The following is a 24,641-nucleotide window of genomic DNA, read 5'->3' as shown; positions in this document are numbered from 1 at the left end:
CCTTGCGCGGGCGGTTATGACGCCGAAACGACCAGTTCCCCGTCCTTCGCGTCGACGCGCACCTTCGCGCCTTTCGCGACCAGCCCCGCTATCATCTTCGATGCGATCGCGTTCGCGACGTCGCGCTGGATCACCCGCCGCATCGGCCGCGCGCCGAACGTCGCGTCGTAGCCGCGCTCCGCAAGCTCCGCGTACGCCGCGTCCGTTACTTCCAGTGTTATCCCCTGCTCGGCAAGCCGCGCCGCAAGCTCCGCCACCTGCAGCCGCGCGATGTCCGCCGCCTGGCCGCGCGTGAGTGTATGGAACACCACAATTTCGTCTATCCGGTTAAGGAATTCCGGGCGGATCGTGTCCTTGAGCCGATCCATCACGCGCGAAACGAGTATCGGGTAACTCGCGTCAAGCTGCTCCTCGGTTTTGTCCGCTGTGAACGCGGCAATTTCGTCCGACGCGATATTGCTCGTCATGACGATGACGGTGTTCTTGAAATCTACCGTGACGCCCTTCGAATCGGTCAGCCGCCCGTCGTCCAGCACCTGCAGGAGCACATTCCACACGTCCGGATGCGCCTTTTCGATTTCGTCGAGCAGCACTATCGAGTACGGCCGGCGGCGCACGGCCTCGGTGAGCTGCCCCCCCTCCTCGTATCCGACGTAGCCGGGGGGGGCCCCCACAAGCCGCGTCGTGGAGAACTTTTCGCCGTACTCGCTCATGTCTATACGCACGACCGCGTCTCGGCTCTGGAAAAGGAATTCCGCGAGCACCTTCACAAGCTCGGTTTTGCCCACGCCGGTCGGCCCGCAGAAAAGGAAGCTGCCCAGCGGGCGCCGCGGGTCGGACAGGCCGGCTTTCGCGCGCCTGATCGTCTCCGCTACCGCGCTCACCGCCTGCTCCTGGCCTATCAGATGCCTGTGCAGTTCCTCTTCCATCTTCAGATAGCGCGCGCCTTCTTCGACGCTCATTTTTTCGACGGGGACGCCGCTCCACTGCGCGACGACTTTCGCGATGTCGTCAGCGTCCACCGTCGTGTCCGCTTCCTCGCCGGAAATCCGCTCGCGCTCCGCGGCGAGCTCCGATTCCAGGCCGATAAGCTTCTGCTTTATCTGCGCGGCCTTCTCGTATGCGGCGGCAAGAGTCGCCTCGCGCGATTCCTGGTTCAATTTTTCGATTTCGGCTTCGAGCGCGCGGAGTTTTCCGGCCGCGCCGGTCGAATCAATGCGCACGCGCGCCGCGGCCTCGTCTATCAGGTCAATCGCCTTGTCGGGCAGGAACCGCCCGCTGATGTAGCGCACGGACAAATCCACCGCCGCATCAATCGCCTCTTCGCTGATGGTTATCTTGTGATGCTCCTGGTACTTGTCGCGTATTCCGCGCAAAATCGCCTTCGCCTCGTCCGGGGACGGCTCGTCCACGAATATCGGCTGGAACCGCCGCTCCAGCGCCGCGTCCTTTTCTATGTGCTTGCGGTATTCCTTTATCGTCGTCGCGCCGATGCACTGCAATTCGCCGCGCGCGAGCGCTGGCTTGAGGATGTTGGAAGCATCCATCGCGCCTTCGGCCGCGCCCGCGCCCACCACAGTGTGAAGCTCGTCTATGAAAATAATCACGCCGCGGCGCTTGGCCTTGACCTCGTTCATCACCGCTTTGAGTCTTTCCTCGAACTCGCCGCGGAACTTGCTTCCCGCGACGAGCGCGCCCAAATCAAGCGCGAGCACGCGCTTGTCGCGCAGCACCTCGGGCACTTTGCCCTCCGAAATGCGCAGCGCAAGCCCTTCCGCGATCGCCGTTTTTCCCACGCCCGGCTCGCCGATCAGCACCGGATTGTTCTTGGTGCGCCGCGCGAGGATCTGCACGGCGCGATCTATCTCCACGTCGCGGCCGATGATCGGGTCAATGCGCCCCTGGCGCGCCCGCTCGGTCAAATCGGTTGTGTATTTTTCGAGCGCCTTGTATTGCGCTTCGCCGGATTCGGAATCCAAAGTGTGCGCGCCGCGCAGCTCCTTCAGCGCCGCCAGAACCTTTTCGCGGTCGAGGCCGAGAGAGCGCAAAAGCGCGGCCGCGCGCGTGTGCCGCCGCTCGATAAGCGACAGAAGAATATGCTCGGTGCCGACGAATTTGTCGCCGAGCGCGTCCATCTCGTCCTCCGCGCCCGAAAGCACCGCGGCCGCGTCGGGCGTGATGTAAATCTGCGTCGTGTCGCCGCTCGTCACGTTGTCAAGCACCTGGCTTTGCACGACGAGGGCGCGGATTTTTTCCTTCGCCCTTGCGGGTTCCAGCGCCTCGGCCTCTTTTCCGCTTGCAAGTTTCGCTGCAGCGGCGAAAATTCCGTCCATAATCGAGCCTTCCACATACGTAAGGCCGTACAAAATGTGCTCGGTGTCGAGCTGGCTTTGATGAAGCCGGGCCAGCACCTCCTGCGCGGTTTCGAGCGCCTCCCGCGCCTTCTCCGTAAAAAGTTCCCACTTTATTTTCATCTTGACACCCCAAATTTGTGGTTTGCAAATCCCAAATCTCCGGACGCGGAAAGGCGACGCCCTGCCGCAACCGAATGATTATACCACGGAAAGAGCGATATTGATATAGTTACGCTAAGATAATCTGATATTATTGCTGTCAGATATTGCTTGTGAAGAATGGAGCAATTTGGGTTTATTGTCTTTGGATAGCGTCAAATTGCACCATCGCCATTTTTTCCTTCGGATCAGGCGGCAAGATTCGGAGTTTTGGGGATTATTACTGAAACTGAATTCCTCTTGATTGGCCGCCAAACCTTTCCGTACGGGATGTTGCCAGGCCGGATTCATTTGAAATAGTTATCGTAATGTCCGTTAAGGGCCAGCGGCTATCACGTCCTCCTGGAGGTGACAGCTCCGCAAAGGCCTTTCCCTCTTCAAGGCCTGTGGGGGCAATCGCTCCGTCTGTCGCCGTCCAAACCACGGTGTTTTCTCCATTGCCTGTGTACGTGTACTCTGCTGCAAATAGATTGGTATTGCCGTCGTAACAAATATCCGGACCAGCGGAGCTCCTTCAGGAGGAGCGCCGATTGTAATGGGAACGGATTTCGTCAGGGTTACATCGGGTTTGTTCCAAATGTAATCGAACGATTGAACCAAAACCGCAGCCGCGTTGAAGGTTCCCGGATGAGTGCCCGGAGTTACATGGTCCGGAGAAACCAAGCCATATCCCCAGAGATCTTCCTCATATTCCGCCCAGTCGCCAAAAATCCAGCCCGCGTTGATCCAACCTTCGTTTACTTATTTCGGCACGACGTCAAAAACCACAAGTTCGCCCGTCTGATACACGTCGCGCTCGGGCGTACTAATGATGCTTTCTATTTGCGGACCTTCCGCCGAGCCGGAGCTATGCGGATTGCCACTTTGCCCGCACGCGGAGAGAATCAAAGCAAGTGCGGGCAAAATAATGACTCCAAGCAATTCATGCTTGTTTTCATTTTCGACACCCCGTCGTTAACCGCCGGCTACCCGGCGAAGGATTTGCGTCAATGAGTTGTGTTTCCTTTATGAATAGAGTGCAGGCATCCCCTCCTACCTCACCCTCATCACCACCTCGCTTTCCACGCTGCCGTTGCCGTCGTAGTCTTTTCCGAGCGCGCCGAACGCGTACTCGTTTTCAAGCGTGTCCCAATAGTACGTGTTTGCGGCATCGAGGTCGAACGATATTTCCGTGCCGGGCGTCAGCTCCTCGCCGATTCGGAAAGCTGCAAACGCAAGGCAGCCCTGCGAGCCGGGACCGAACAGCACCTGCTGGAATTCGTTGAAGTCGACGCGCAAATCCACATATTCCGGCTGCGGATACAGCGGCGGCGGCAGCCAAAACGCGGGATACGCCGCCATCGGATACGCGTAGCCCGGATCGTTTGGCGGCGGCTCCAATATGTACGCTCCGGAAGCGAGATCGCGATTGACAATTATACGTATGTTGAATCCCGCGATCGGCTGCTCATTGCCGTTGACGAAAAGCGCGACGTAGATTTCCTCTCCCGCCTCTACCAACAGCTTCTGCGGCCAGATGAACAAGCTGTCCTCCGCGATCGGATTGGCCAGCTCCTTGTCGTACAGCACCGTGATCGTTTCCGAATCCGACAGCCCGAATTCGTCCGTCACCGTAGCTGTCACCCGCGACGGCCCCGGCGCCAGCCACGGCAGGAACCTCGCCCTCGCCTCGTTCGCCGTCTCGCTCTTCGGGAATACGCATCCCGCGTCCGCCTCCCAAGCAACGCTCACCGCGTCGCCGTCCGGGTCGCTGTAAGTCGCGACCAGCATTCCGCCTTCAAGCCGCACTTCGCTTACGATGGGCGCGCCCGACGGCGGCTCCTCGATGCGGATCGCGATTTCCGCGGACGCAGTCGTTTGCGCGTGTCCCAGCGTCGTTTCGATTACGGTCAACGTGCAAACGAAATCGCCCGCAGCCCGCAAAAGCGAAACCGCCTCGACCGCGTTCGTAGGATTGGAGTCGGAGCCGCCCCACTCGCCGAAATCCCACTCGTACGTAAGCTCTCCGCCGCTATTGGGCTCTGCGCCTACCGCGGAAAACGTGACAGCCTCGCCGAAGTAATAAACGTCCTTCGATGGCGCTGCGGACACGCCGGAAAGCTCCGGCGCGGGCATCGTTCCCGAAATCGTCACGAAAAATTCCCAGTACGCCGTGCGCGGGGTCTTTCCCTCACGCACTTCGGTCACCGTTACGCTTCCTTTGTACGAACCCGGCTCGCCGACCAGCTTCGCCTGAATCGCGTCTTTCGCGGGATCGCCCTGGATTTCCGCCCAGCCGCCAAGCGACCACGCGTAACTCAGCGTTCCGCCATCCAGCGCCACGGCTCGCACGCCTATCGTGAGTATCTCTCCCGAAAAATAGGATGCGCGCGCCGGGCTGATTCCGAAGTTTGTGATGCCCTGCGGATAGGACGGACCGGGCTGCGGTCCCGGCCCAGGCGCGGGGCCTCCCCCGCCCCCGCAGGAAGCGCACAGCATCGCGGCGAAAGCGAAAAGCGCGAGGAAATAATCATTTGATTTGGAGCGCTTCATTGCATAAACCTCCCTTGAAAAGCGACTTGGAAACGAAGCGGGAGATGTTTTATTTGTGCTTTCGGCGGATTATTGGCCTGAATCCGGGCGAAACGCCGCGTCCGGGGCGCCGTATCGCACGCGCCGCGGCGGATGAAGGAAAGCTCAGAATCTCCCGTCATCGGAAAACCCTCCTTGGGTGATCCATGGGGATTATACCCGATTTTCCGGCTCGCGACACCTGGAACTTGCGCGGGCAGCGCGTCCGGTGGGCGGGCGAAGCAGGCGCGGCGGGTAAGCCTATTTGTCCTGCGGATGGAAGGTGCAGCTTTCCTCGCAGGGCGGATGCAATTGACGGAACGGCGGAATCGCCGGAAGGAGCGGAAATGAACAGGCTGATCGGATTCGCGGCGGCGGCCGCGGGCGGCGGGCACGCGCATGCGGACGCGGCGCCGGACGAAGCCGCCCACGCGCATGGGCACTGAAAAAACGCGGTAACTACCCCTCGCCCGGCGCTTCGTCCTGGTGGCGCACGATCTCGCCGCTGACGAGGTAAATCACGTCTTCGGCTATCGAGCTTGCGTGGTCGGCCGCGCGCTCGAAGTAGCGCGACACTCCCAGAAGTTTCACGTAAAAGTCGATCTGCGCGGGGTCCAGTTTCATCTCCTCGCGGATGCGGTCGTTCAGCCGGAATTTCATTCTGTCGATTTCCGCGTCTTCCCGCCGCACTTCCTCTGCAAGCGCCGCGTCGAGATTGACCAGCGCGTCCAAACTGCGCTTGAGCGAGCGCTGGGTCATCTCCGCCATCTGGACGAAGTCGCTGAAGTTCTTGTCGCGTCCGTACTTCTGCGTGAACTCGGCCGCGCGCGCGATCTTCACCGCGAAATCCCCGATGCGCTCGAGGCTGGGATTGATTTTCAGCACCGCGATGATGAACCGCAGGTCTATCGCGACGGGCTGGTGAAGAGCGAGTATCTTCAGGCAGTTCTCTTCGAGTTCCACTTCCAGCCGGTCTATTTCCTCGTCGCCCGCCACGACCTCGCCGGTCAGCTTGGTGTCGCCCGTTTCGAACGCGCGCACGCCTTTGTTGAAGTCCTCTTCGACAAGCGCCGAGAGGTGCAAAAGCTGCTTCTTTATCTTTTCAATTTCGCGCTGCAGGTGTATCGCCATCATGTTTGCCTCCGGCCTAGCCGAACCTTCCCGTGATGTAATCTTCCGTTCTCTTCTCGTCCGGCTTGGTGAATATTTTCTTCGTATCGCCGTACTCCACAAGCTCGCCTTCGTACATGAACGCGGTGTACTTCGAAATACGCGCGGCCTGCTGCATGTTGTGGGTCACGATGACTATCGTATATTTTTTTCTTAGCTCGATAAGCAGATCCTCGATACGCGTCGTGGAAATCGGATCGAGCGCGCTGCACGGCTCGTCCATCAGGATAACTTCCGGCTCCATCGCTATCGCGCGCGCGATGCAAAGCCTCTGCTGCTGGCCGCCGGAAAGCGAAAGCCCCGATTCTTCAAGCTTGTCCTTCACCTCGTCCCAAAGCGCCGCGCGTTTAAGCGAGCTTTCTACAAGCTCCCGCACGTCGCCCTTGTAGCCGTTAATCATCGGCCCCCAGGACACGTTCTTGGCAATTGATTTCGGAAACGGATTCGGCTTCTGGAAAACCATTCCGATGCGGCGGCGCACCTCGACGGGATCAACAGCTTTGTCGTATATGTTCGTGCCCAGGAACTCGACCCGGCCTTCCATCGAGACGCCGTGGATGAAGTCGTTCATCCGGTTGAACGCGCGTAAAAGCGTGCTTTTGCCGCAGCCGGACGGGCCGATTATCGCGGTGATCGAATGCTTCGGGATGGAAAGCGTCACGTTCTTGACCGCGGCGCTCTGGCCGTACCTGATCCACAAATTCTGCGTGGACAGCACGGCCGCGCCGTTCTCGCCCGCGCCGTTTCCGTTTGCGTTGGTCGCCTCATTTACCATTTTTTGCCGCCTTCGAACTTGTGGCGGATGAGTATCGCCACCGAGTTGAGCAACAGCAGCACCGCAAGAAGGACGATGATACCCGCGGACGCGACCTCCAGGAATTCCTTCTGCGGGCGCGACGCCCAGTTGAATATTTGTATCGGGAGGACGGTGAACCCGTCCGTGAGCTTCGTCGGAACGAACGCGACGTAAGTCAGCGCGCCTATCGTGATCAGCGGCGCGGTTTCGCCCAGAGCGCGCGATATGGAAAGAATCACGCCGGTCAGTATGCCGGGAAGCGCCGCGGGAAGCACGTGGTGCTGCACGGTCTGCCATCGCGTCGCGCCCAGCGCGAACGCGGCCTGGCGCAGCGAATCCGGCACCGCGCGCAGCGCCTCGCGCGCCGCGATGATGATCACGGGAAGCACGAGGATGGTCATGGTCAGCGCGCCGGAAATCACGCTGCGGTCGAGCGCCATCCAGCGAACGAAAAGTCCGAGCCCCAGCAGTCCGTATATAATGGACGGCACGCCCGCCAGATTTGCGATGTTTATTTCTATCAGCGTGTTGACGAAGCCCTTCTTCTGGTATTCCTCGAGATAAATAGCGGCTGCGACTCCGATGGGAACCGAAAGCAAAATCGTGATCGCGATCATGTAAAGCGAGCCCGCGAGCGCGGCTTTGATTCCGGCCTGCGACGGCCTGCGCGAAGGGAAGTTGTTCAGGAAATCCCAGTTCAGGTGGCTCCATCCCGGCGCGGTCGCCTGCCACAGCAAAATCACGAGAAAAATCACGCCCGCCAGCGTACAGGCCAGGAACAGCCCGTGCAAAATCGCGCCGATCATCCGCCGCCTGGCGATGTTGTCGCGCAGCATCTAGTCGTACACCTCCCGGAACCTGCGGAATATCCAGTTCGCGACCAGGTTCATGGCGAGCGTCATCAGAAACAAAAGCATTCCGACCGCGAACAGCGTTTTGTATTCGATGGTGCCCGCGGGCGTGTCGCCCAGACTGATTTGCACGATGTACGCGGTCATCGTCTGGATGGACTCGAACGGATTGAGCGTCATCTTCGGCGTCGCGCCCGCGGCCATTACGACCGCCATCGTCTCGCCAATCGCGCGCGAGAACGCGAGGACGAAGCTCGCGAGCACGCCCGAAAGCCCCGCGGGAAGGACTATTCCGAGAGAAACTTCGAATTTGGTCGCGCCCAGGCCGTAACCGGCCTCGCGAAGCGAACGCGGCACCGCGTGGAACGCGTCGTCGCAAAGCGAAGCGACGGTGGGCAGGATCATTATCCCGACTACGATCGCGGCGCTCGCCGCGTTGAAAACTTCGGTCGAGGGGATTATTTTTTGCAGCGCGGGCGTTACCCAAGTGAGCGCGAAGTATCCGTACACGACGGTCGGTACGCCCGCGAGGATTTCGAGCACCGGCTTGAGCCAGCTTCTAATCTTTGATGTCGCGTATTCCGACAGGTAAATCGCGGTGAACAGCCCGATGGGCATCGCGAATATCCCCGCGCCGACGCCGACAAGCAATGTGCCGTTGACCAGTGGCAGCACGCCGAACTTGGCGGGGGCGAACAGCGGATGCCACTCTGTGCCGAACAGGAACTCGGCAATCCGCACTTCGCGGAAAAATTGGAATGTCTCGTCCGCCATCACGAGGATTATTCCGGCGGTTGTCGCTACGGACAAAAGCGCGCACAGGAACAGGACGGCCTGGATCAACCATTCCTTTAGTCTCGCATGTCCCCGTTTCGAAAGCGATGCCGCGACGGACTTGTCCAATTTCATTTCCTTCGTTGGCGCAAGGTTGAAATTAAATGTACTGGCGGGGTTTGCCCCCGCCCATCTTTATGCGCGCGAGCGGGCAAACCGCTCCCCTACGATTTGTTTTGGCCCGCCACTCCGTAAAGCTCGGCGAGTGACTTGCCTCCGCCTTCGCCTTGCGTGTATACGGTGCCGGTTGTTCTGGAAGCAAGCCGCTGCGCGGCCGCCGCGTAAATCGCGTCGGGCAGCGGGATGTATCCCACGTCCGAAACCAGCTCCTTCGCGTTCGTCAGGTAGAATTGGACAAACTCCTTGACTTCCGGCTTGTCCAGGCTCGCGACGTTTACGTAAACGAACAACGGCCTGGATAACGGCTTGTAAGTGCCGTCCATCACGGTTTCCTTTGAAGGTGTGACCGGCCCGGAGCCGCCGTCCACCGGAACCAGCTTCAGCTTGTCCGCGTTTTCCTCGTAGTACGCGAATCCGAAATATCCAAGCGCGCCCACGTCGCCCGCGACCCCCTGAACAAGCACGTTGTCGTCCTCGCTCGCCGTGTAGTCCGGGCGGCTTTCCTTGGCCTTGCCGTTGATCACTTCGGTGAAATAGTCGAAGGTGCCGCTGTCGGTACCGGGGCCGAACAGATGCAGGGGCGAATCGGGGAATCCCTTGCGGACTTCTTTCCAGTTCTTGATTGTGCTGCCCGGCCCCCAAATTGCTTTCAGCTCATCCACGGTCAGGTGGTCTACGAAGTCGTTCTTGGGATTGACGATGACGGACAATCCGTCGTACGCGACCGGCAGCTCGATATACTCGACGCCTGCTTCCTTGGCCTTGGCGTCCTCCTCCGGTTTGATCGGGCGGGAAGCGTTCTGCAGGTCGGTTTCGCCCGCGCAGAATCTCTTGAATCCTCCGCCCGTGCCGCTGATTCCGACCGTCACCTGCACATTTGGCGCCTTCGAGCGGAACTCCTCGGCGACCGCCTCGGTTATGGGATATACGGTGCTTGAGCCGTCGGCCGTGACCTTACCCGAAATATCGAGCGTCTCCGAACTTCCCGTAGCGGCCGGTTGCGAGCCGCCGGATTTCATATCCGCCGATTCGTCGCCGCCGCCCGACGAACTCGGACAGCCCGATAAAACCGAAACAAACAGCCCAAACATTAAAACGGCAGGCGAAATGAAATGCCTGAATTCCTTCATCTGATTTCCTCCGGCGCCGCGATCCGATGCCGCTCGCGCCGGCCGCATGAAACAAGCGCTGTGTTAAGAACAAATTAAGACGGCGTATCGCATAGATTAATTTTTCGTTCGGCTTGCGGGCAGCTTTATCGTGAATTTGCTTCCCTTTCCAAGCTCGCTTTCAACCTCCGCAATTCCGTCGTGGGCAAGCGCGACATGCTTGACAATCGCCAGCCCCAGACCGGTTCCGCCCGATTCCCTGCTGCGGGCGCGGTCTACCCGGTAAAATCGCTCGAACAGCCTCGGCAGGTGTTCCTTCGATATTCCCGAGCCCTTATCGGCAACCGACAACTCGATCCAATCGCGGATGCGTGTTGCGGATACGACGATAGGCTCGGACGCGCCCGAGTATTTGAGCGCGTTGTCGATCAAGTTCACAACCGCCTGAACAAGCATCGGCGCGTTCGCTTCGATTTCGATTTCTTCGTCGGACTTGATGACAATGGGTATGCCCTTTTCCGACGACAGCGCGGCACAGGAATCTTTGGCGTCTTCCAGAATATCGCGAATCTTAATTTTGGAAAGTGCAATCCGCCCTTCGTCGGCCTGCTGCTCGATGCGTGCGAGCTTCAGCAGGTCGTCGGATATCAAATGCAGTCTCTCCGCCTGCCTTTCCATTATTTTCAGGAATCGCGACGCGGCCTCGGGATCTTCGATCGCGCCTTCCCGCAGCGTCTCGATGAATCCTTTTATCGCCGTTATTGGCGTCCCGAGCTCATGCGAAACGTTCGCGACGAAATCCTTGCGAACTTTCTCCATCTCTTTAAGCCGCGTGATTTCGGTGAGCACAACCACTGCTCCGGAATGCGCGCCGCCCGCTAAGTGAAGCGGCGAGCCGTGCGCGCTGAAATGCCTTTCCCGCCCATCGTACAGCGTAAACTCTTCCTCGATCGCGGTTCGCGCGCCCAGCGCGCGCGAAATGAATTTCTGGATCGCGGTTATTCTGATCGCTTCCGGGACGGATTTTCCGGCTGCGGATGCAGGATCGATTCCGGCAAGTCCGGCAGCGGCCGCGTTTATGCGGATGATCTTTTCCGACCCGTCCACCGCGATTACCCCTTCGCTCATCCCCGACATCACCGCTTCGAGCTCCGCTTTTTGCTCCGAAACCTTTGCAAGCCTCGCGCCAAGCTCTTCCGCCAAACTGTTGACCGCGTCCGCCAGGGATGCGAGTTCCAGCACGTCCGGCACGGCGACGCGGTGCGTAAGGTCGCCTTCCGCGATTCGCGCCGCGCCGTCCCGCATTTCCTGAATGATTGCGGCCGTGCGGCGCGAGAATACAAGCCCTGCCGCAGCGGCAAGCAGCGCCACAATCGCGCCGGCTGCAAGCAAGTTGCGGTTCAAAGCGCCAAGAGTCCGGGTAATCGCGGTCACGGGCATCCCGACGCGCACGACCGCCCGCACTTCGCCGCGTTCTTCGTGCGGAATCGCGACGTACAGCATTTCCTCGGCGATGGTTCGCGAAAACCGTTCCGAGCTACCTGTGCCGCCAGCAAGCGCGGCCGACACCTCCGGCCGAAGCGAGTGATTGTCCATCGTTTCGGGATCCGCGTCGGAATCGCCCATCACCTTTCCGTTCTTGTCAATCACCGTTATCCGCGAAACCGTAAGCTCGCCCAGCCGCTTGCACAAAGCGTCTACGTGCGACGGCTCGTCCCAGAAGCCGCCCTCGCCCTCTATTTCGGCCTCGACGAACCGCGCCCGCTCCTCCAGGAAAGACGAAAGGCTGCTTAGATAGGCCTTGCGGTAAGTTCCGGAGTAGGACAGCGACAGCGCGGCGACCGACGCGGCGATCACGACAAAATAAAAGGTGACAAGATGCCGCAGAAGGCGCTTCTTTTTTCGCACGGTCATTCCTTGAAGCGGTATCCTACGCCGCGCACGGTTTCGATGAGGTTTCCGTATTCGCCGAGTTTCTTTCGCAATCCTGCGATGTGCACGTCAACCGAGCGGTCGGTGACCGCGTACTCGTCGCCGCGCACAGCGTCGGTTATCTGGTAGCGCGTGAACACCCAGCCGGGACGGGAGGCGAGGAAGTGCAGGATGCCGAACTCGCTGAAGGTGAGGTCGAATTTCCGGTCGCCGGCGGCGACCTCGCGGCGGCCCGGATGAATGACCAATCCGTGGATTTTAATCACTTTGTCCGCTCCTTCGGCCTCCATCAGGCGCCGCCTGAACGCCGCGCGCAGCCGCGCGACAAGCACGCGCGGCGAAAACGGTTTCGTGATGTAATCCTCCGCGCCGAGTTCAAGTCCGGCCACGATGTCGGCCTCCTCGCCCTTGGCGGAGAGCATTATCACCGGTATTTTCGCTGTTGAGGGATCGCTTTTCAGCGCCCGGCATGCGTCCAGGCCGTTCATTCCGGGCAGCATTATGTCGAGCAAAATCAGGTCGGGATGATTGGCGCGCGCGTATGACAGCGCGCTTTCCGCGGATTTTAGGCATTGCACCGCGTATCCCTCTTTGACGAGATTGTATCGCACCAGCTCGAGAATGTCTTCCTCGTCGTCCACGACAAGGATTTGTTTTTTGGCCATTCGTATGCCCTCTTTCAAAACGGAGATGGGATTTCCATTTTGTGCAGGACGTATTAAGTTTTCGTTTGGCGCGGGCCAGGTTTGTGTTATGACGGATCGGCAAGAAGCCTGCGCGTCCAAAGCGCGAGGTTCACCGAAAGCGCCAAAAGGAGCGCGCCGACCGCCTGGTGGATTGTCGGCACGATAATTCTGCCGCCGTCGATGAACGCGCTGCCGGGGATGTCCGCGGTGAAAATCAGCGCCGCGATTCCAAGCAGAAGCTGCAATCCGAGCGTGTGCGCAAGCGCCAGGCCGGATTTTTGCAGGATCGGCGAATCCTTGTATATCCCCCATGCGCGGACGCCTGCCATGACCGCGACGACGGCGACGATCACGGCAACAGTGATATGAATGTGCAGACCGCCCGCGACATGGCGTAATACGGCGCCGAACGCGATTTGAAGAATTACCAGCGGAATGAGCCAGCCGGTGATCGCGCGATCCGCGCGCGCGGAACGCGCCGCTGTTTTCAGGCCTTGGTTCAGCCACGCATCCGAAAGGAAAACCGCAAGCGCCACGACAAGTCCAAAGATAAGCTGGCCCAGGATTCCATGTCCCAGCGCCATCCAGACGTCGGCGCGCTCCGCGGCGGACTTGGCCGCCGCTCCGGGTTCCATACCTTCGATTACGCGCAGCCCGCCCAACAAACCTTGCGCCGAAATGAGCAGAAACGTCGCGAGCGAAAGCCATTTAATCCAGACGCGCCGCTCGTAAATCAAAACTAAAGCGAAAAGCACAATCGAGCCGAGCCCCACAAGCATGCCTGCAAGCCGGTGCGCATGCTCGAAATAAATCCCGCCTGTCATTCGCGACAGCGGGAAGAGGAACATGTTGTACGCGAACGAACTGGGCCAGTCGGGGACGGCCAGACCCGCGTCCGCGGAGGTGACCGCGCCGCCCATCGTGATCAGCAAAAACGTCGCTCCCGCAAGAGCTTTCGCGAACGCGCCGGTCCAGCTTCGCGCGTCGCGTTGCGCCGCCGTGCGCGCCTTGCGGGATGCGGCCGTCGCACCGATGGCCGCGATTGCCGCCCCCGCCAAGATCGAGCCGGGAATCCAGATTAGCGCGGAGGGCGCGAGACCGGACGTATCGGCATCGGAAATCAGGCTGCCGATTATGAGCAGGTTGAAGAGAGCTGTCACCGCGCCGCATGCCGCGCCTCCCCAAATCCCGCGCCCCGCGCACGCGCCCGCGGCATAGCCGCCCGCGAAGATGCATACAACGAAAATCGCGAAAAGCAACCACGCAGGCGCCATCACGGCCGGCAGCCTGCAGAGATATCCGGCCGCCCACATTGCCGCGGTCGCGCCGAAGCCGATCGCGATCACGTCCACGAAATGTCGCCTCGCGGCGGTTGAAGTCACGTTTACTCCCTTTGCGCGCCGGGCGCGAAAAACAACAGCCGCTGCATTATCCCACAATCCGCCGCAATCAATACCGCTTTATCTGCCTCGCGTATTGCTTGAGTTTGCGTATCGCTTTGGCTTCGATCTGGCGGATGCGCTCCCTGCTCATATGCAGCTCCCCGCCGATCTGCTCCAGCGTGAAAACCGGCCCGTGGCTCTTTTCGCCGCTCGGCTCCAGTCCGTACCGGCGCATCACGACGTGGCGCTCCTTCGGCTCAAGCCGGTCGAGCAGCGCCTTCACTTCAAGCGCGGTCATCGCATCCGAGAACAGGTCTTCTCCGGAAGAGACGCGCTCCTTAAGGTCGCGCTGGTCGTCGCCCTGGCCGCCGTCGCTGTACTCGAATCCGGAGTCGAGACTTTGAACGTACGGAACGAGGTTCGTGTATTTCTCTATGTCTTCGGGCGAAAAACCGGACGCAGCGGAAAGCTCGGCGGTGGTAGGTTCCCTCTGATACTTTGCGCGAAAGTCGTACGTCGCACGGTTCAGCTTGCGCATTATGTCCAGCACATGTTCCGGTACGCGTATTTGGCTTTGATTCTTTGTTATGTAACGCAGTATGCGCTGCTTGATCCACCAAGTGGCATAGGTGGAAAACTTGAAGCCGGTGCTAGTGTCGAATTTTTCGATGGCGCGGATAAGCCCCAGATTGCCTTCGCCTATCAAATCCGTCATCGGCACGTTGAGCATCCGGTAGCGCTTGGCGATGCTTACGACCAGCCTCAAGTTCGCGTTTATCAGCGCTTCGCGCGCGGCCAGCTTTTCCTCTTCGGTGCTGTCCGGACTGTGATAGATGTTCAGATAACGGTATTCCTCGTCTTTTGTGAGGAGGTTGATCGAGCTGATGTAATTCAGGTACTGAAGCAGAGCGTTCTCAAGGACGGCTTCGTCCTTGTCCCGCACTTCGCCGGAATTTCTGTCGTTCAATTCCTCCAACCCCCGCCCCCGTTTCCGTCACATGCCCGCCATCCCCAAAATGGACGCTGCGGAATCCTGCCTTAACGCGGCATCCTGGGGCGGGCGGAAAAATCCGACGCCTTTGTCGGGCGTCGTTTTCAGGTTTTTCACTTCCCAGGTCATGTTGAACATATCCGACCGCGTGCGGACCGCGATCGGGAATCCCAGATCGTCCGCCACCCACATATCCACCATTACCGTCCGGCCGCCTTCCCGCGCGATTTTGAACGCGTATCCGGTGGATTCGTGGCCGAGGATGGTTTCTTTGCCCACGGACTTGGCGTTCACGTTTCCAAGCAGGTCGCGGTAATTGCGGTTGCCGGTAAGCGCGCCGCTTTCCGCCAGCCCGGAGCTCTCCGCCTGGCCTAGGTCGACGGCGACCCCATTTAGCGTGTCGGGATAGTAAAAGTACAGCTTGTTGTCGCTTTTGTTGACCATTATCTCGATCGCCGGAACCGCGCCCGCGGACGCGCCCGTCGGATCGGCCAACGCTATGCGCAGGTTGTCGCCTTGGATGAAGATATGGCCGTTGAACGTGACCGCGATGGGCCGGCCGGAATCCGCTTCCGGCGGCGGCGCCGCTCCCATCATCCCGAAAAGCTTGGTCATATGCGACGACAGACCCGAAAAGTCGAGCGTGAGCGTGATTTCGCCTGTGGACGCCGCCCAACCCGGCGCGGCGAAGGCAAAAACCATCAAAAACAAAGCAACAATTGGTACTTTGCGCATTCCTTGCTCCCCGCGAAGCCGCCGAATCCGCGTCCGCGGTCCTTTCGGTCCGCGGAATGCCGTTAAATCGGCGTTCCGCCTAGATTACTACCCGCGCGACGCCGATAACATCGCGCAAACTATATGACGTGACAAAAGTGCTCTTGTTCCAGCAACCCGAATCATTCCCCGGCGGGTTTCACAAAGCCCACGAAAAGCACGCTTAGGAAGTATAAAAGAATAATCGGCCCGGACAGGACGAGCATCGTGAACGCGTCGGGGGAAGGCGTAAGCACGGCTGCCAGAATCAGAATCAGGACAACCGCGGTGCGCGAATGCTTTATCAGGCTGGCTCTTGTGACGAAGCCGAGTTTGGCAAGTCCGACAAGCACGACGGGCAGCTCGAAAAGCAGCGCTCCGGCGAGCAACAATCCGATTAGAAAGCTGGTGTACCGTCCGACGGACAGCACGGGATCGTACCTGTCGGCGCCCCATCCCAAAAGGATTTTAAGCCCGGCCGGCGCAACCGCGAAGTATGTGAACACGCCGCCGGCGACGAAAAGGAACATCGCCCACGGCACTGTGGACAGGATGATCCTTTTTTCGTGCCGCTTCAGCCCCGGCTCGACGAACCGCCATACGTGAAACAGGAACACGGGCGTGGATACAATCAGCGCCGCGGCCGCGGCCAATTTGACATCCGTGAAAAACGCTTCCGCCACTCCGAAATAGTTCAGCCGCAGCCCTTCCGGAAGCGGGTAAACCAACAAATCGAAAATGAATTCTGCATAGTAAAATCCCGCGGCGAACGCCAGCGCGAAAAACGCGATCGTGGCCAGTATCCGGTTTCGAAGCTCGACCAGATGCGGCTTCATCTCCTGCCAGCATCCCGTTTCGCCGCCCGTTTTTTCGATTTCCGGGCTATCCATCGCCGCTCCCCAGGTAGTCGTCAATCGGCTCGGCTTCGCGCGCGGGCCTGGCGGGCTTGGATGCGGCATCGGAGTAGGAAGCTTCTTCTGCGGCGCCGTCCGCGGCTTCCGCCTTTATGTTCTCCTGTTTGCGCTTCGGCGGACGGTAGTCGCCGGATTCGGGTGAAAACACCTCGCGCGCGAACGTAGCGACGGGATTCCGTATCTCGTCCACGGTGCTTCGCAGCTCGTCGAACTCCTTCGTTGCGGGGCCAAGCGACGCGCGCACGTCCAGCGCGAAGTCGCGCACTTTGCGCGTGAACCTGCCCAGGTTGCGGCCGATTTCCGGCAGAGAGCCGGGGCCCCAAAAAATCAACGCGAAGAGGAAGACGACGAGCAGCTCGCCCAGGCCTATATTGAACACCGGCGCAAATTATAACAGGCGCCGCGGTGATATAATCCGGGACGGCTCGGATGCAGACAGGGATGGCAAGATGACGCTGGTTAGATTCAACCTCCGGGACGCGATCAACTCGCTCCGCGGCAACTACGTGCCGGAAACACTCGCGAAAGTGGACGGCTTCTCGCTAAAGATGATGGAGTGCGAGGGCGAATTTCCCTGGCACCACCACGATCACGACACTTTATTTCTTGTTCACCGCGGCTCGCTCGTGCTCGAAACCGAGGATGGAACGCAGGAATTCAACACGGGCGATATAGGAATCGTGCCCGCGTGGACAATCCACAGGATCGTCGCTGATACGCGGACGATCATAATGATGCTTGAAACGAGCAACCTTATAACGATAGAGGACAGCGCGCCAAAGAAGTAACCGCCGGCGCCCGATGTATCCCCGTTTTACTCGAAGGCTCAAACCGCGCGTCCGTCGTCCGATAACCGCTTTGATGGACCTGAGCGGCGCGTCCCTAACTTACTTGGATACGCTTCGCGGCCCGGTTTCGGGCGAAAAGAGCGAGGACGAGCGCGCGCATGAAGCCGCGCTGGATTTCGAGCAGGTTCTGCTTGCCATGTTGCTCAAGCAGATGCGCGCAACGGTGATGAAAAGCGGGCTTTTCGGCAACAATCTGGCCAGCGATTTCTACCAGGATATGTTCTTCGAGGAAGTCGCGGCGCGCATGGCGCGCTCCAAACCGGGTACGGGTATCGCGGAAGCGGTTGAGAAGGCTATAATGCGCTCCGGATTATCTAAGGAATACCGCGTTCCCGCCGATAACGGAATTGGCGTGCGTGCTGTGCTTGGCGCGGGCGCTTTTCCCGGGCGGGCGTTCCCGCGGCCCGCGGGAGAGAGGTGAGGTATGCGCATTCCCGGTATCGAGCGGCTTTTCAGCATTGTGAACGCGAGACTGCGCGGAGCATCCGAGGTAGCGCGCCCAAGCGGCGCGCCCAAGGTCGGGCCGGACAAGGTGGAGATTAGCGACAATGCAAGAGCCAGGCTTTCGCAAAATCTCGCGCCGACGGATCCTCGGACGCGTGCAGAGAAGCTCGCGGAGATCAAGTCGCAGCTCGAACGGGGCGAATACCGAATCGACGAGGAGGCTGTCGCCCGCGGGCTCGACGAGAATGGCTACTTTGACGACATCAAACGCGGTTAGCGCGGAATTTGCGCGCCTTGAAACGATCCTGCGCGATCTCCTGGTTCTGGCCGGGAGGCTCAAGGACATACTCGAAGAAAAGCGCGCGTTGCTGCTTGAATCGCGGCTGGATCGGCTGCCCCCGCTCATCGCCTCGGAAGAGAAGGCGCTGGCGCGCTTGGAAGAACGCGAGCGCGACAGATACGCGCTGACCACGTTCATCGCGGTGAAACTGGGGCTTGACGACGACGCGACGCTTTCGGAGATTCTGGCCGGCGCGGACGCCGCGACCGGCCATCCCCTTGCCAGCCTCGGCAAAAAGCTCGCAGCGAAAATGTCGGAAGTTCGCGAGGTGAACTTTTCGAACGCGGTTCTGGCGCGCAACCTTGCCATTTACTCGGAGCAGATCCTTCGCATGGTCACGATCACGACCGAGCATCCCAACTACGGCGCCGAGGGCGGCTTCGAGTACGAAGGTCTCAGGCGCAACCTGGTGGACCGCAAGGCGTAGCCCGGCAACTAGATAACTCTGCAACTGGTTTTTTATGATTCGCGGAACGTATCTCGGAATTGAAGCTGCCCTTCGCGGCATGACCGCCGCGCAGAGCGCGCTCGACACCGTAAGCCACAACATCGCGAACACTAACACCGAAGGCTACTCGCGCCAGCGCGTCGTCCAGGTCGCGTCTCCTCCGCTTCCCGTGCCGGGCGTGCTGATGGGAACGGGGGCGGGGCAGGTCGGCACCGGCGTAACGGTGGACGCTTTCATCCGAATCCGCGACCAATTCCTGGAGCAGATTTACCGGCGCGAGAACGGAGTCGGCGGGCGCATCGAAGTGCTGCGCGACGGCCTGGAGCGCGTCGAAAGCATTTTCAACGAGCCCGGTCAGAACGGTTTCGCCAACGTCCTCGAGCAGTTCTGGAACGCGTGGGAGGTGCTTTCGCTCGAGCCGGAAGGCCAAAGCGCGCGCGCGAATCTGCGCGAAGTGTCGCAGACTCTGATCAACACGATCCGCGATATGGACGGCCGGTTCGACGAAGAATTCCGGCGCGTCAACGACCTCGTCAAGACCAAAGTCACCGAAATAAACAACCTCACAAGCCAAATCGCGGATTTGAACGCGGAAATCGCGTCAATCGAAGGTACGGGAAACAAGAACGCGAACGACCTGCGCGACAGGCGCGACCTGATCATCTCAAAGCTATCGCGGCTCATCAATATCAACGTTCACGAAGATCCGCAGGGGTTCTACACAGTAAGCGTGGCCGGCCATCCTCTCGTTCAGGACAGGTTTTCGACGAAACTGAGGTTGGAAAGCGAAGCGACGCTCATCGGCGAGAAAGTGAACGTCAAGCTCGACAGCGGCTTCGACCTCGACCTGCGGCAGGGCGAACTGGCCGGCCTTATTCAATTCCGCGACGAGGCGCTTTCCGCGGTGCGCCACGACTTCAACGTCGCGGTGAGCGCGGTCGTGAACCGCGTCAACGAACTGCACCGGCAGGGCTTCGGGCTTGACGGCATCGCGGGCCGCGACTATTTCGTGGATGTTGTTACAAGCAGGCTGGACGGGCTGACCGCGATTCCTTCCGCGACCGGCCTAGATACTACGTTGTTCGAGCTTGGCGTCACGTCCGGCGATTTCTTTATAGGCAAAGCGCGCATCCAGATCACCGAGGATGAAGTCCGCTCGGGAAGCACGACGACGCTGCGCGACATATTGAACCGGATATCGAACGCGACCGACGCGCGCGTGCGCGGCGGCCTCGAAAACGTGCTGGGTACGGACATCGTGCGGCTCTCGCTGCACAATCCGCCCGACGTGAACGATCCCAATTCCGAGCTGGGCTTTTACAACGCGATAAGCGCAAAAGCCGGCACTTCCAATTTCCTGTCCTCGCTCGGACTCGTCCCGACAAGCGAAGTGGTGGTTCCGCAGGATCCGACTTTCATAAACATTGCGAAAACGATAAGGCTCAATCCGCTGATCGAGCGCAACCTGAACGTGATCGGCGCGGCGCAGGGCACCGACGACGGACTGTTCTCCGGCCCCGGAGACAACCGGATAGCGCTCGCGATGGCCGATCTCAAAAACCAGGCCGAGTTCGCCGAGGGCGACTCGATTTTCGGCTACTACAGAAGCGTCGTGACCGGTCTCGGCGTCCGCGTCCAGGAGGCGACGCGTATCTCTTCCAACCAGGAGCTGATTATCGAGCAGGTGGACAACCGGCGCGAGGCCGTTGCGGGCGTGGACTTGAACCAGGAGGCGGTGGACATGATCCGCTTCCAGCGCGCTCTCGAAGCCGCGGCGCGGATGATAAGCTCGCTCGACCAGGTGCTCGACCGCATAATCAACGGCATGGGGATCGTGGGGAGGTAGCGGCGGATGAGAATCACGCAGAGTATCCTGATCAACAACTTTCTCTCCCAGCTACGCGGCCTCGACACGCGCCTTGCGGAATTGCAGCGGCAGGTATCGACGGGCAACAAATTCGACCGGTTCGGCCAGGATCCCGCCGGCGCGGGCCAGGTGCTGAACATAGACACGCTACTTATGCACCTCGAGCAGTACCGCGGGAATATGGAAGACGGGCGATCGCGGATGAGCTACCTGGACGAGAGCCTGCGCTCGGTCGGCGACTATATGCAGCGCGCGCGCGAGCTGGTCGTGCAGGGCGCGAACTCGCACCTGACCGCGAACGACAGGCGCGCCATCGCTCTTGAAATAGACCAAATCGTGCGCGGCGTCGTCACGCTCGCGAACGCCGACTACAACGCGCGTTATCTTTACGCGGGATACCAGACGCTCAAGCCGCCGTTTGAGCTGGCGCTTTCCGCGTCGGGCTCGTTCGTCGAGGACGTTAACTACGCGGGCGACAAGGGAGTCATCGCGCGCAACATCGGCAATATGACCGACATAGACGTCAACTTCACCGGAAAAGACGTTTTCCTTTCCCAGACCGAGACGCGCACGGGGCGGGCGGTATCGGGCGGCGCGCTGGGCTACAGCGGATTTTTCCGCATCAACGGGAAGACGATTTCGGTTTCGGCGACCGATACGCTTCAGAAAATAAAGGACAGGATCAACTCCACGCCCGACATCGGCGTCGTCGCAAAGATGGAGCCCAATTTCGTGCTCACGCTCGAATCGCTGTCGGCGCGCGGCGAAATAAGGCTCGAAGACACGGGCGGCAAAATCCTTGAGTATCTCGGACTGATGCCGCGAGGCGCGTTCAACATCGCGTCCGCCGCGCCCGCGCTTCCGATTACCGACTCGCAGGGAGCCATAAAGACGGGCGCGGTGCTGGCGCCGTTCCCTTCGCCGCCGAATCCTGGAATCACGATAGACGACTCGAACGACAGGCTCGTACTCGGATTGTCAGGCGCGGCCAACAACAACGAGGAACAGCGGCTGTCGGTTAACCTGGTCCGCGGAAACTACTCGACCGTAGCGGATCTTGCGGATATGATTCAGGAGCGCGTCGACGCGACGTTCGGCCTGAACAAGATAATCGTGCGCGAAAACGCGGGCGCTATCGAAATCGAAACATACGAGAGCGGCTCGGCGATTACCGCGAGCGATTTGGTTGTAGGTGGTTTCGACTCGCAGGGCAATCTGGACACCGCAAGCATTTTGCTGGGACTCACTTTGGCGGGCGGCCCGGAGCAGGCGGACAGCGCAGGTACGGACGGCAACGACAAGTTCGCGATAGATCTCGGAGCCTCGGCGCACTTCGACGGCGCCGACCTCGATCCGGTAACCATAGACATAGACGGGGATTCCGTCGCGACGCTGGCCGATTTAGTTGACAGCATCAACGCGAGCATACGCGACAGCAGGCTCGCGGGGCTTGTCGAGGCGTACGACGAGGGCGGGCGGCTCGCATTCGAAACGGTCAAAACCGGCGCGGACGTGCTGGGGACGGATTTGGCTTTCTCCGACGTGAACGCGGGCACTCTGGCCGCGCTGGGGATAGTCAACACCCCCTCCCCCGCGTTCGTGCTTTCGACCGCGCCGTTTCCTCCGGGGCTGACGATCACCGCGGGCGTGGACGACACGTTCAGCATTGACCTCGCACCGTTTTCCAGCGGCGATTACAGCGATCCCGCGCCCCAGGCGATTACGATCGCGGCCGGCGCGTACGCGACCGCAGCCGCGCTTGCCGCCGCGATCAACAGCGAGATACTTTCAAACGACGTGCTGGCGAACAACGTGGAGGCCGCGGTCGTCAACATCGGCGGGTTCGACTTCATTCAAATTCAGACGCTCGCGAAGGGCAGCCGCGTGGACGCGTCCGATTTGGTCCTCGCCGACGTGCTTCCGGGCACGCTCGCGAACCTGGGACTGGCCGGGCCGACGACTCCGGGCGCGGGAAGCTCGGACGGGCAGGGGACGATTATCGAGTCGGCCAACCTTCTCGACACGCTTCTCAAAATCCGCGATGACCTTTTGACGGTCGGCTACAAGAAAAGCCTCCTCGTGGATCTGCAGAATTCGGACGGCGAATTGCTGGGTCTCGCGCCCGGCGACCGAATCGAATTCACGTCCGGAGCGAACACGCGCAGGTTTTACGTCCAGAAATTCACGACGCTCGGCGACCTCGCAGCGGAGCTTTCGGATTTCCTCGGCATTGGCGCTGTGGTTTCCGTGACCGGCGACGGGCGCATTCAAGTCGAGAACATTTCCAACCAGCCCGTTCCTTCGATTAGCATCAAGGCGTTCGATCCGCGCGGCGGCTCGCGCGCCGTTTTCGACGATGCGTTCGAGTCGCTTTCCGGAACGGTGCTTCCGCTATCGTCCAAGTTCTCGTCGTTTCTCGTGGACGAGGAGCGCGTGTATCTGTTATCCGAGCCGCGGCTTGGCGAAGTGGACCGCGACTTCACCACGACGCTCGACTTCCGGTCGCGCGCGGGCAGCGCGGTGCGGCGCTTGGAATTCGCGCTCGACCAGAGCGACAGCTTTTCGCTGGAGCTGCAAAAGGTCAAGCTCGGCGTCCAGGGCGCCGACCTCACCGAAGTTATTATCCATTTGAAGGAGCAGGAAAACGTGCTGCAGGCGGCGCTCTCCGCGGGGGCGCGCATCCTGCAGTCCACGCTGTTCGATTTCCTGAGGTAAAAGTTGAACGTAACCGGAACAAACGGCACGGCGATTGTCGCCCTCAAGGTGAGGACAACGCCCGCGCGCATCGAGATCGAGAACGCGCGCACGCGCATCTCCGTGGATTCGACAAAGCCGCGCGCGGAGGCAGGCTACCGCGGCTGGCACGACGAGGTCGCGTTCCGTCGGGACGACTCCAAATCCGCGCTCCTATCGGGTGTCGCGCGCGTCGCGCGGGAAGGCGACTTGTTCGCGCGCCCGGCGGACAATCCGGACGCGTTCGCGGAAATCGCGTCCGAAAGGCTTTTCGACATGCCCGGCGACGCGCCAGTCGGTTCCGGATTTATCCCGCTTTCGCCGCCGGCGATAAATATCGAGTTCACGCCCGCGCGCATCGTCGTCCATCCGGGCGCAATTGAAATCAGCTACGGCCGCGCGGCCGGGGGGACATAACGCCATGCAATTCCAGACTGCGCGATTCGGTGAGATAACGATAGCTCCGGAGGACATCTTCGATTTCCCGTTCGGGTTGATCGGCTTTCCGGAGTACCGGCGATACGCGATTTACCGCGAGGAAAAGCTCGCGCCGTTCATGTGGCTACAGTCGCTGGAGGAGCCGCGGCTGTGCTTTTTCGTCGTCGAGCCGTTTCTTTTCTTCCCGGATTACGAGGTGAACGTCAAGCTCGACCGCGTCATGGAATCCGAATTCGCATCGGTAAGCGACCTGCTCGTTTTGGGGATAGTCAACATCGCGCCCGAGTTCACCGACAGTACGGTGAACCTGCTCGGCCCGCTCGTGCTGAACAAAATCCGCCGCGTCGGCTACCAGTTCGTGATGGACGATTCACCGTACGAGACCAAGCACCGGCTGTTCGCGGCCGCGGCCGAGTCCGGCCGCGCGCCCGACCTTTCGCTCGTCCCCGAGGCCAAGCGGGCGTGATTTTGACGCGTCCCGCGTCCCGCCCTATAATGGCCGCGGTGCCGCGTTGCTCGTTCTGACAAGGAGAGTTGGCGAGCGGGTCCGTATCGGTCCGGCTGTGCTCCTGACCGCACTCGAAAGCGGCGGCGGGCGCGCGCTGCTGGAAATCGCGACCCCGCTGCCCGTTTACCTTCCGCCCTCGGACGTGCCGCTCGTAAAGCCGGTTGCGTCTCCGGGCGCGCCCTGGCCGCGGGTGGAGATCGAGGTTCACACGGACGCATGGGTGATGCTGGGCGCGGAGATCGGGATAATGATAGTCTCGGCCAAGAACGACGTTCTCAAGCTGGGGCTGCGCGCGCCAAAGCACGTGCAGATTCTGCGGGAAGAGGTGTACGAGAAGATCGCGGAAGAGATGCGCGAGGCCGCGCTGACGGGGGACGGCGATGTGCCGGAATTGCCCGACTCCAAGACTTAACC

24 protein-coding genes are annotated in these 24,641 nt (G+C 60.3%); 10 read left to right on the top strand and 14 right to left on the bottom strand.

The window, feature by feature from the left end:
- Window positions 1-14: 14 nt before the first annotated feature.
- Both HRF49_08335 and HRF49_08330 read right to left on the bottom strand, forming a co-directional pair.
- Window positions 15-2,468 carry an AAA family ATPase gene (locus HRF49_08335; protein ID MEP0814655.1) on the bottom strand — a complete coding sequence of 818 codons (2,454 nt, stop codon included), beginning with the start codon at window positions 2,466-2,468 and terminating at the stop codon, window positions 15-17.
- 1,077 nt (window positions 2,469-3,545) lie between these two features.
- Window positions 3,546-5,045: a hypothetical protein gene (locus HRF49_08330; protein ID MEP0814654.1), complete on the bottom strand. Its 1,500-nt coding sequence runs from the start codon at window positions 5,043-5,045 to the stop codon at window positions 3,546-3,548.
- Window positions 5,046-5,230: 185 nt separating this feature from the next.
- Between HRF49_08330 and HRF49_08325 the strand changes: the two genes are divergently transcribed.
- Window positions 5,231-5,509 carry a hypothetical protein gene (locus tag HRF49_08325; GenBank protein ID MEP0814653.1) on the top strand — a complete coding sequence of 93 codons (279 nt, stop codon included), beginning with the start codon at window positions 5,231-5,233 and terminating at the stop codon, window positions 5,507-5,509.
- A gap of 13 nt (window positions 5,510-5,522) precedes the next feature.
- Here the strand turns inward: HRF49_08325 and phoU are convergent, their stop codons facing one another.
- The 12 genes from phoU to HRF49_08265 all read right to left on the bottom strand — a co-directional run bounded on the left by phoU (window position 5,523) and on the right by HRF49_08265 (window position 16,980).
- A complete protein-coding gene (phoU, locus tag HRF49_08320) occupies window positions 5,523-6,197 on the bottom strand; it encodes a phosphate signaling complex protein PhoU (GenBank protein MEP0814652.1) in 675 nt (224 codons plus the stop codon).
- Between the two features lie 13 nt (window positions 6,198-6,210).
- The gene (pstB, locus tag HRF49_08315) at window positions 6,211-7,008 is read right to left on the bottom strand and encodes a phosphate ABC transporter ATP-binding protein (GenBank protein MEP0814651.1); all 798 of its coding nucleotides are present in this window, start codon (window positions 7,006-7,008) and stop codon (window positions 6,211-6,213) included.
- Window positions 7,002-7,865: a phosphate ABC transporter permease PstA gene (pstA, locus tag HRF49_08310; protein MEP0814650.1), complete on the bottom strand. Its 864-nt coding sequence runs from the start codon at window positions 7,863-7,865 to the stop codon at window positions 7,002-7,004. Before pstA ends, pstB begins: the two co-directional genes overlap by 7 nt.
- The gene (gene pstC, locus HRF49_08305; protein MEP0814649.1) at window positions 7,866-8,789 is read right to left on the bottom strand and encodes a phosphate ABC transporter permease subunit PstC; all 924 of its coding nucleotides are present in this window, start codon (window positions 8,787-8,789) and stop codon (window positions 7,866-7,868) included. It lies immediately after the preceding gene.
- An 89-nt stretch (window positions 8,790-8,878) separates the two neighbouring features.
- Window positions 8,879-9,853 (bottom strand): PstS family phosphate ABC transporter substrate-binding protein, encoded by a 975-nt coding sequence (locus HRF49_08300; GenBank protein ID MEP0814648.1) that lies wholly within the window; start codon window positions 9,851-9,853, stop codon window positions 8,879-8,881.
- Between the two features lie 207 nt (window positions 9,854-10,060).
- A complete protein-coding gene (locus HRF49_08295; protein MEP0814647.1) occupies window positions 10,061-11,857 on the bottom strand; it encodes a PAS domain-containing protein in 1,797 nt (598 codons plus the stop codon).
- Window positions 11,854-12,540, bottom strand: coding sequence for a response regulator (locus HRF49_08290; GenBank protein ID MEP0814646.1), 687 nt, complete (start codon window positions 12,538-12,540; stop codon window positions 11,854-11,856). Before HRF49_08290 ends, HRF49_08295 begins: the two co-directional genes overlap by 4 nt.
- A gap of 86 nt (window positions 12,541-12,626) precedes the next feature.
- Window positions 12,627-13,943 (bottom strand): COX15/CtaA family protein, encoded by a 1,317-nt coding sequence (locus HRF49_08285; GenBank protein MEP0814645.1) that lies wholly within the window; start codon window positions 13,941-13,943, stop codon window positions 12,627-12,629.
- Window positions 13,944-14,010: 67 nt separating this feature from the next.
- Window positions 14,011-14,910 carry a sigma-70 family RNA polymerase sigma factor gene (locus HRF49_08280; GenBank protein MEP0814644.1) on the bottom strand — a complete coding sequence of 300 codons (900 nt, stop codon included), beginning with the start codon at window positions 14,908-14,910 and terminating at the stop codon, window positions 14,011-14,013.
- A gap of 27 nt (window positions 14,911-14,937) precedes the next feature.
- Entirely contained in the window at window positions 14,938-15,669 is a 732-nt protein-coding gene (locus HRF49_08275) for a hypothetical protein (GenBank protein ID MEP0814643.1), read from the bottom strand.
- A gap of 161 nt (window positions 15,670-15,830) precedes the next feature.
- Window positions 15,831-16,577 (bottom strand): twin-arginine translocase subunit TatC, encoded by a 747-nt coding sequence (tatC, locus tag HRF49_08270; GenBank protein ID MEP0814642.1) that lies wholly within the window; start codon window positions 16,575-16,577, stop codon window positions 15,831-15,833.
- Window positions 16,570-16,980 (bottom strand): twin-arginine translocase TatA/TatE family subunit, encoded by a 411-nt coding sequence (locus tag HRF49_08265; GenBank protein MEP0814641.1) that lies wholly within the window; start codon window positions 16,978-16,980, stop codon window positions 16,570-16,572. The genes tatC and HRF49_08265 overlap by 8 nt, the downstream gene beginning before the upstream one ends.
- Window positions 16,981-17,050: 70 nt before the next feature.
- On the opposite strand from HRF49_08265, the gene HRF49_08260 reads away from it, so the two are divergent.
- From HRF49_08260 to HRF49_08220, 9 genes are all read left to right on the top strand, one after another.
- On the top strand, window positions 17,051-17,389 hold the full coding sequence (locus HRF49_08260) for a cupin domain-containing protein (protein ID MEP0814640.1): 339 nt from the start codon (window positions 17,051-17,053) through the stop codon (window positions 17,387-17,389).
- A 70-nt stretch (window positions 17,390-17,459) separates the two neighbouring features.
- Complete coding sequence (locus HRF49_08255) at window positions 17,460-17,870, top strand: rod-binding protein (protein ID MEP0814639.1); 411 nt, start codon at window positions 17,460-17,462, stop codon at window positions 17,868-17,870.
- A 3-nt stretch (window positions 17,871-17,873) separates the two neighbouring features.
- Complete coding sequence (gene flgM, locus HRF49_08250; protein ID MEP0814638.1) at window positions 17,874-18,170, top strand: flagellar biosynthesis anti-sigma factor FlgM; 297 nt, start codon at window positions 17,874-17,876, stop codon at window positions 18,168-18,170.
- Window positions 18,148-18,660, top strand: coding sequence for a flagellar protein FlgN (locus HRF49_08245; protein MEP0814637.1), 513 nt, complete (start codon window positions 18,148-18,150; stop codon window positions 18,658-18,660). The genes flgM and HRF49_08245 overlap by 23 nt, the downstream gene beginning before the upstream one ends.
- Before the next feature lie 34 nt (window positions 18,661-18,694).
- Window positions 18,695-20,527, top strand: a complete 1,833-nt coding sequence (flgK, locus tag HRF49_08240) for a flagellar hook-associated protein FlgK (protein MEP0814636.1) — start codon at window positions 18,695-18,697, stop codon at window positions 20,525-20,527.
- Between the two features lie 6 nt (window positions 20,528-20,533).
- On the top strand, window positions 20,534-23,263 hold the full coding sequence (gene flgL / locus HRF49_08235; protein MEP0814635.1) for a flagellar hook-associated protein FlgL: 2,730 nt from the start codon (window positions 20,534-20,536) through the stop codon (window positions 23,261-23,263).
- A 3-nt stretch (window positions 23,264-23,266) separates the two neighbouring features.
- Window positions 23,267-23,698, top strand: coding sequence for a hypothetical protein (locus tag HRF49_08230; GenBank protein ID MEP0814634.1), 432 nt, complete (start codon window positions 23,267-23,269; stop codon window positions 23,696-23,698).
- A 4-nt stretch (window positions 23,699-23,702) separates the two neighbouring features.
- Window positions 23,703-24,185 carry a flagellar assembly protein FliW gene (locus HRF49_08225; protein MEP0814633.1) on the top strand — a complete coding sequence of 161 codons (483 nt, stop codon included), beginning with the start codon at window positions 23,703-23,705 and terminating at the stop codon, window positions 24,183-24,185.
- 46 nt (window positions 24,186-24,231) lie between these two features.
- The gene (locus tag HRF49_08220) at window positions 24,232-24,639 is read left to right on the top strand and encodes a carbon storage regulator (GenBank protein ID MEP0814632.1); all 408 of its coding nucleotides are present in this window, start codon (window positions 24,232-24,234) and stop codon (window positions 24,637-24,639) included.
- Window positions 24,640-24,641 lie beyond the last annotated feature (2 nt).

The organism is bacterium, assembly GCA_039961635.1.
Taxonomy (GTDB): Bacteria; 4484-113; 4484-113; order JAGGVC01; family JAGGVC01; genus JABRWB01.
The sequence above is the reverse complement of the archived record's forward strand: the minus strand, read 5'-3'. Positions and strand labels throughout refer to the sequence as shown.

Bases quoted from the DNA above. Each gene is read 5' to 3' on its own strand.
- tatC (MEP0814642.1), bottom strand. From the start codon at position 16,577: ATGGATAGCCCGGAAATCGAAAAAACGGGCGGCGAAACGGGATGCTGG.
- phoU (MEP0814652.1), bottom strand. From the start codon at position 6,197: ATGATGGCGATACACCTGCAGCGCGAAATTGAAAAGATAAAGAAGCAG.
- pstB (MEP0814651.1), bottom strand. From the start codon at position 7,008: ATGGTAAATGAGGCGACCAACGCAAACGGAAACGGCGCGGGCGAGAAC.
- HRF49_08290 (MEP0814646.1), bottom strand. From the start codon at position 12,540: ATGGCCAAAAAACAAATCCTTGTCGTGGACGACGAGGAAGACATTCTC.
- HRF49_08330 (MEP0814654.1), bottom strand. From the start codon at position 5,045: ATGAAGCGCTCCAAATCAAATGATTATTTCCTCGCGCTTTTCGCTTTC.
- pstA (MEP0814650.1), bottom strand. From the start codon at position 7,865: ATGCTGCGCGACAACATCGCCAGGCGGCGGATGATCGGCGCGATTTTG.
- HRF49_08295 (MEP0814647.1), bottom strand. From the start codon at position 11,857: ATGACCGTGCGAAAAAAGAAGCGCCTTCTGCGGCATCTTGTCACCTTT.
- flgK (MEP0814636.1), top strand. From the start codon at position 18,695: ATGATTCGCGGAACGTATCTCGGAATTGAAGCTGCCCTTCGCGGCATG.
- HRF49_08300 (MEP0814648.1), bottom strand. From the start codon at position 9,853: ATGAAATCCGGCGGCTCGCAACCGGCCGCTACGGGAAGTTCGGAGACG.
- pstC (MEP0814649.1), bottom strand. From the start codon at position 8,789: ATGAAATTGGACAAGTCCGTCGCGGCATCGCTTTCGAAACGGGGACAT.
- HRF49_08260 (MEP0814640.1), top strand. From the start codon at position 17,051: ATGACGCTGGTTAGATTCAACCTCCGGGACGCGATCAACTCGCTCCGC.
- HRF49_08325 (MEP0814653.1), top strand. From the start codon at position 5,231: ATGGGGATTATACCCGATTTTCCGGCTCGCGACACCTGGAACTTGCGC.
- HRF49_08225 (MEP0814633.1), top strand. From the start codon at position 23,703: ATGCAATTCCAGACTGCGCGATTCGGTGAGATAACGATAGCTCCGGAG.
- flgL (MEP0814635.1), top strand. From the start codon at position 20,534: ATGAGAATCACGCAGAGTATCCTGATCAACAACTTTCTCTCCCAGCTA.
- HRF49_08275 (MEP0814643.1), bottom strand. From the start codon at position 15,669: ATGCGCAAAGTACCAATTGTTGCTTTGTTTTTGATGGTTTTTGCCTTC.
- flgM (MEP0814638.1), top strand. From the start codon at position 17,874: ATGCGCATTCCCGGTATCGAGCGGCTTTTCAGCATTGTGAACGCGAGA.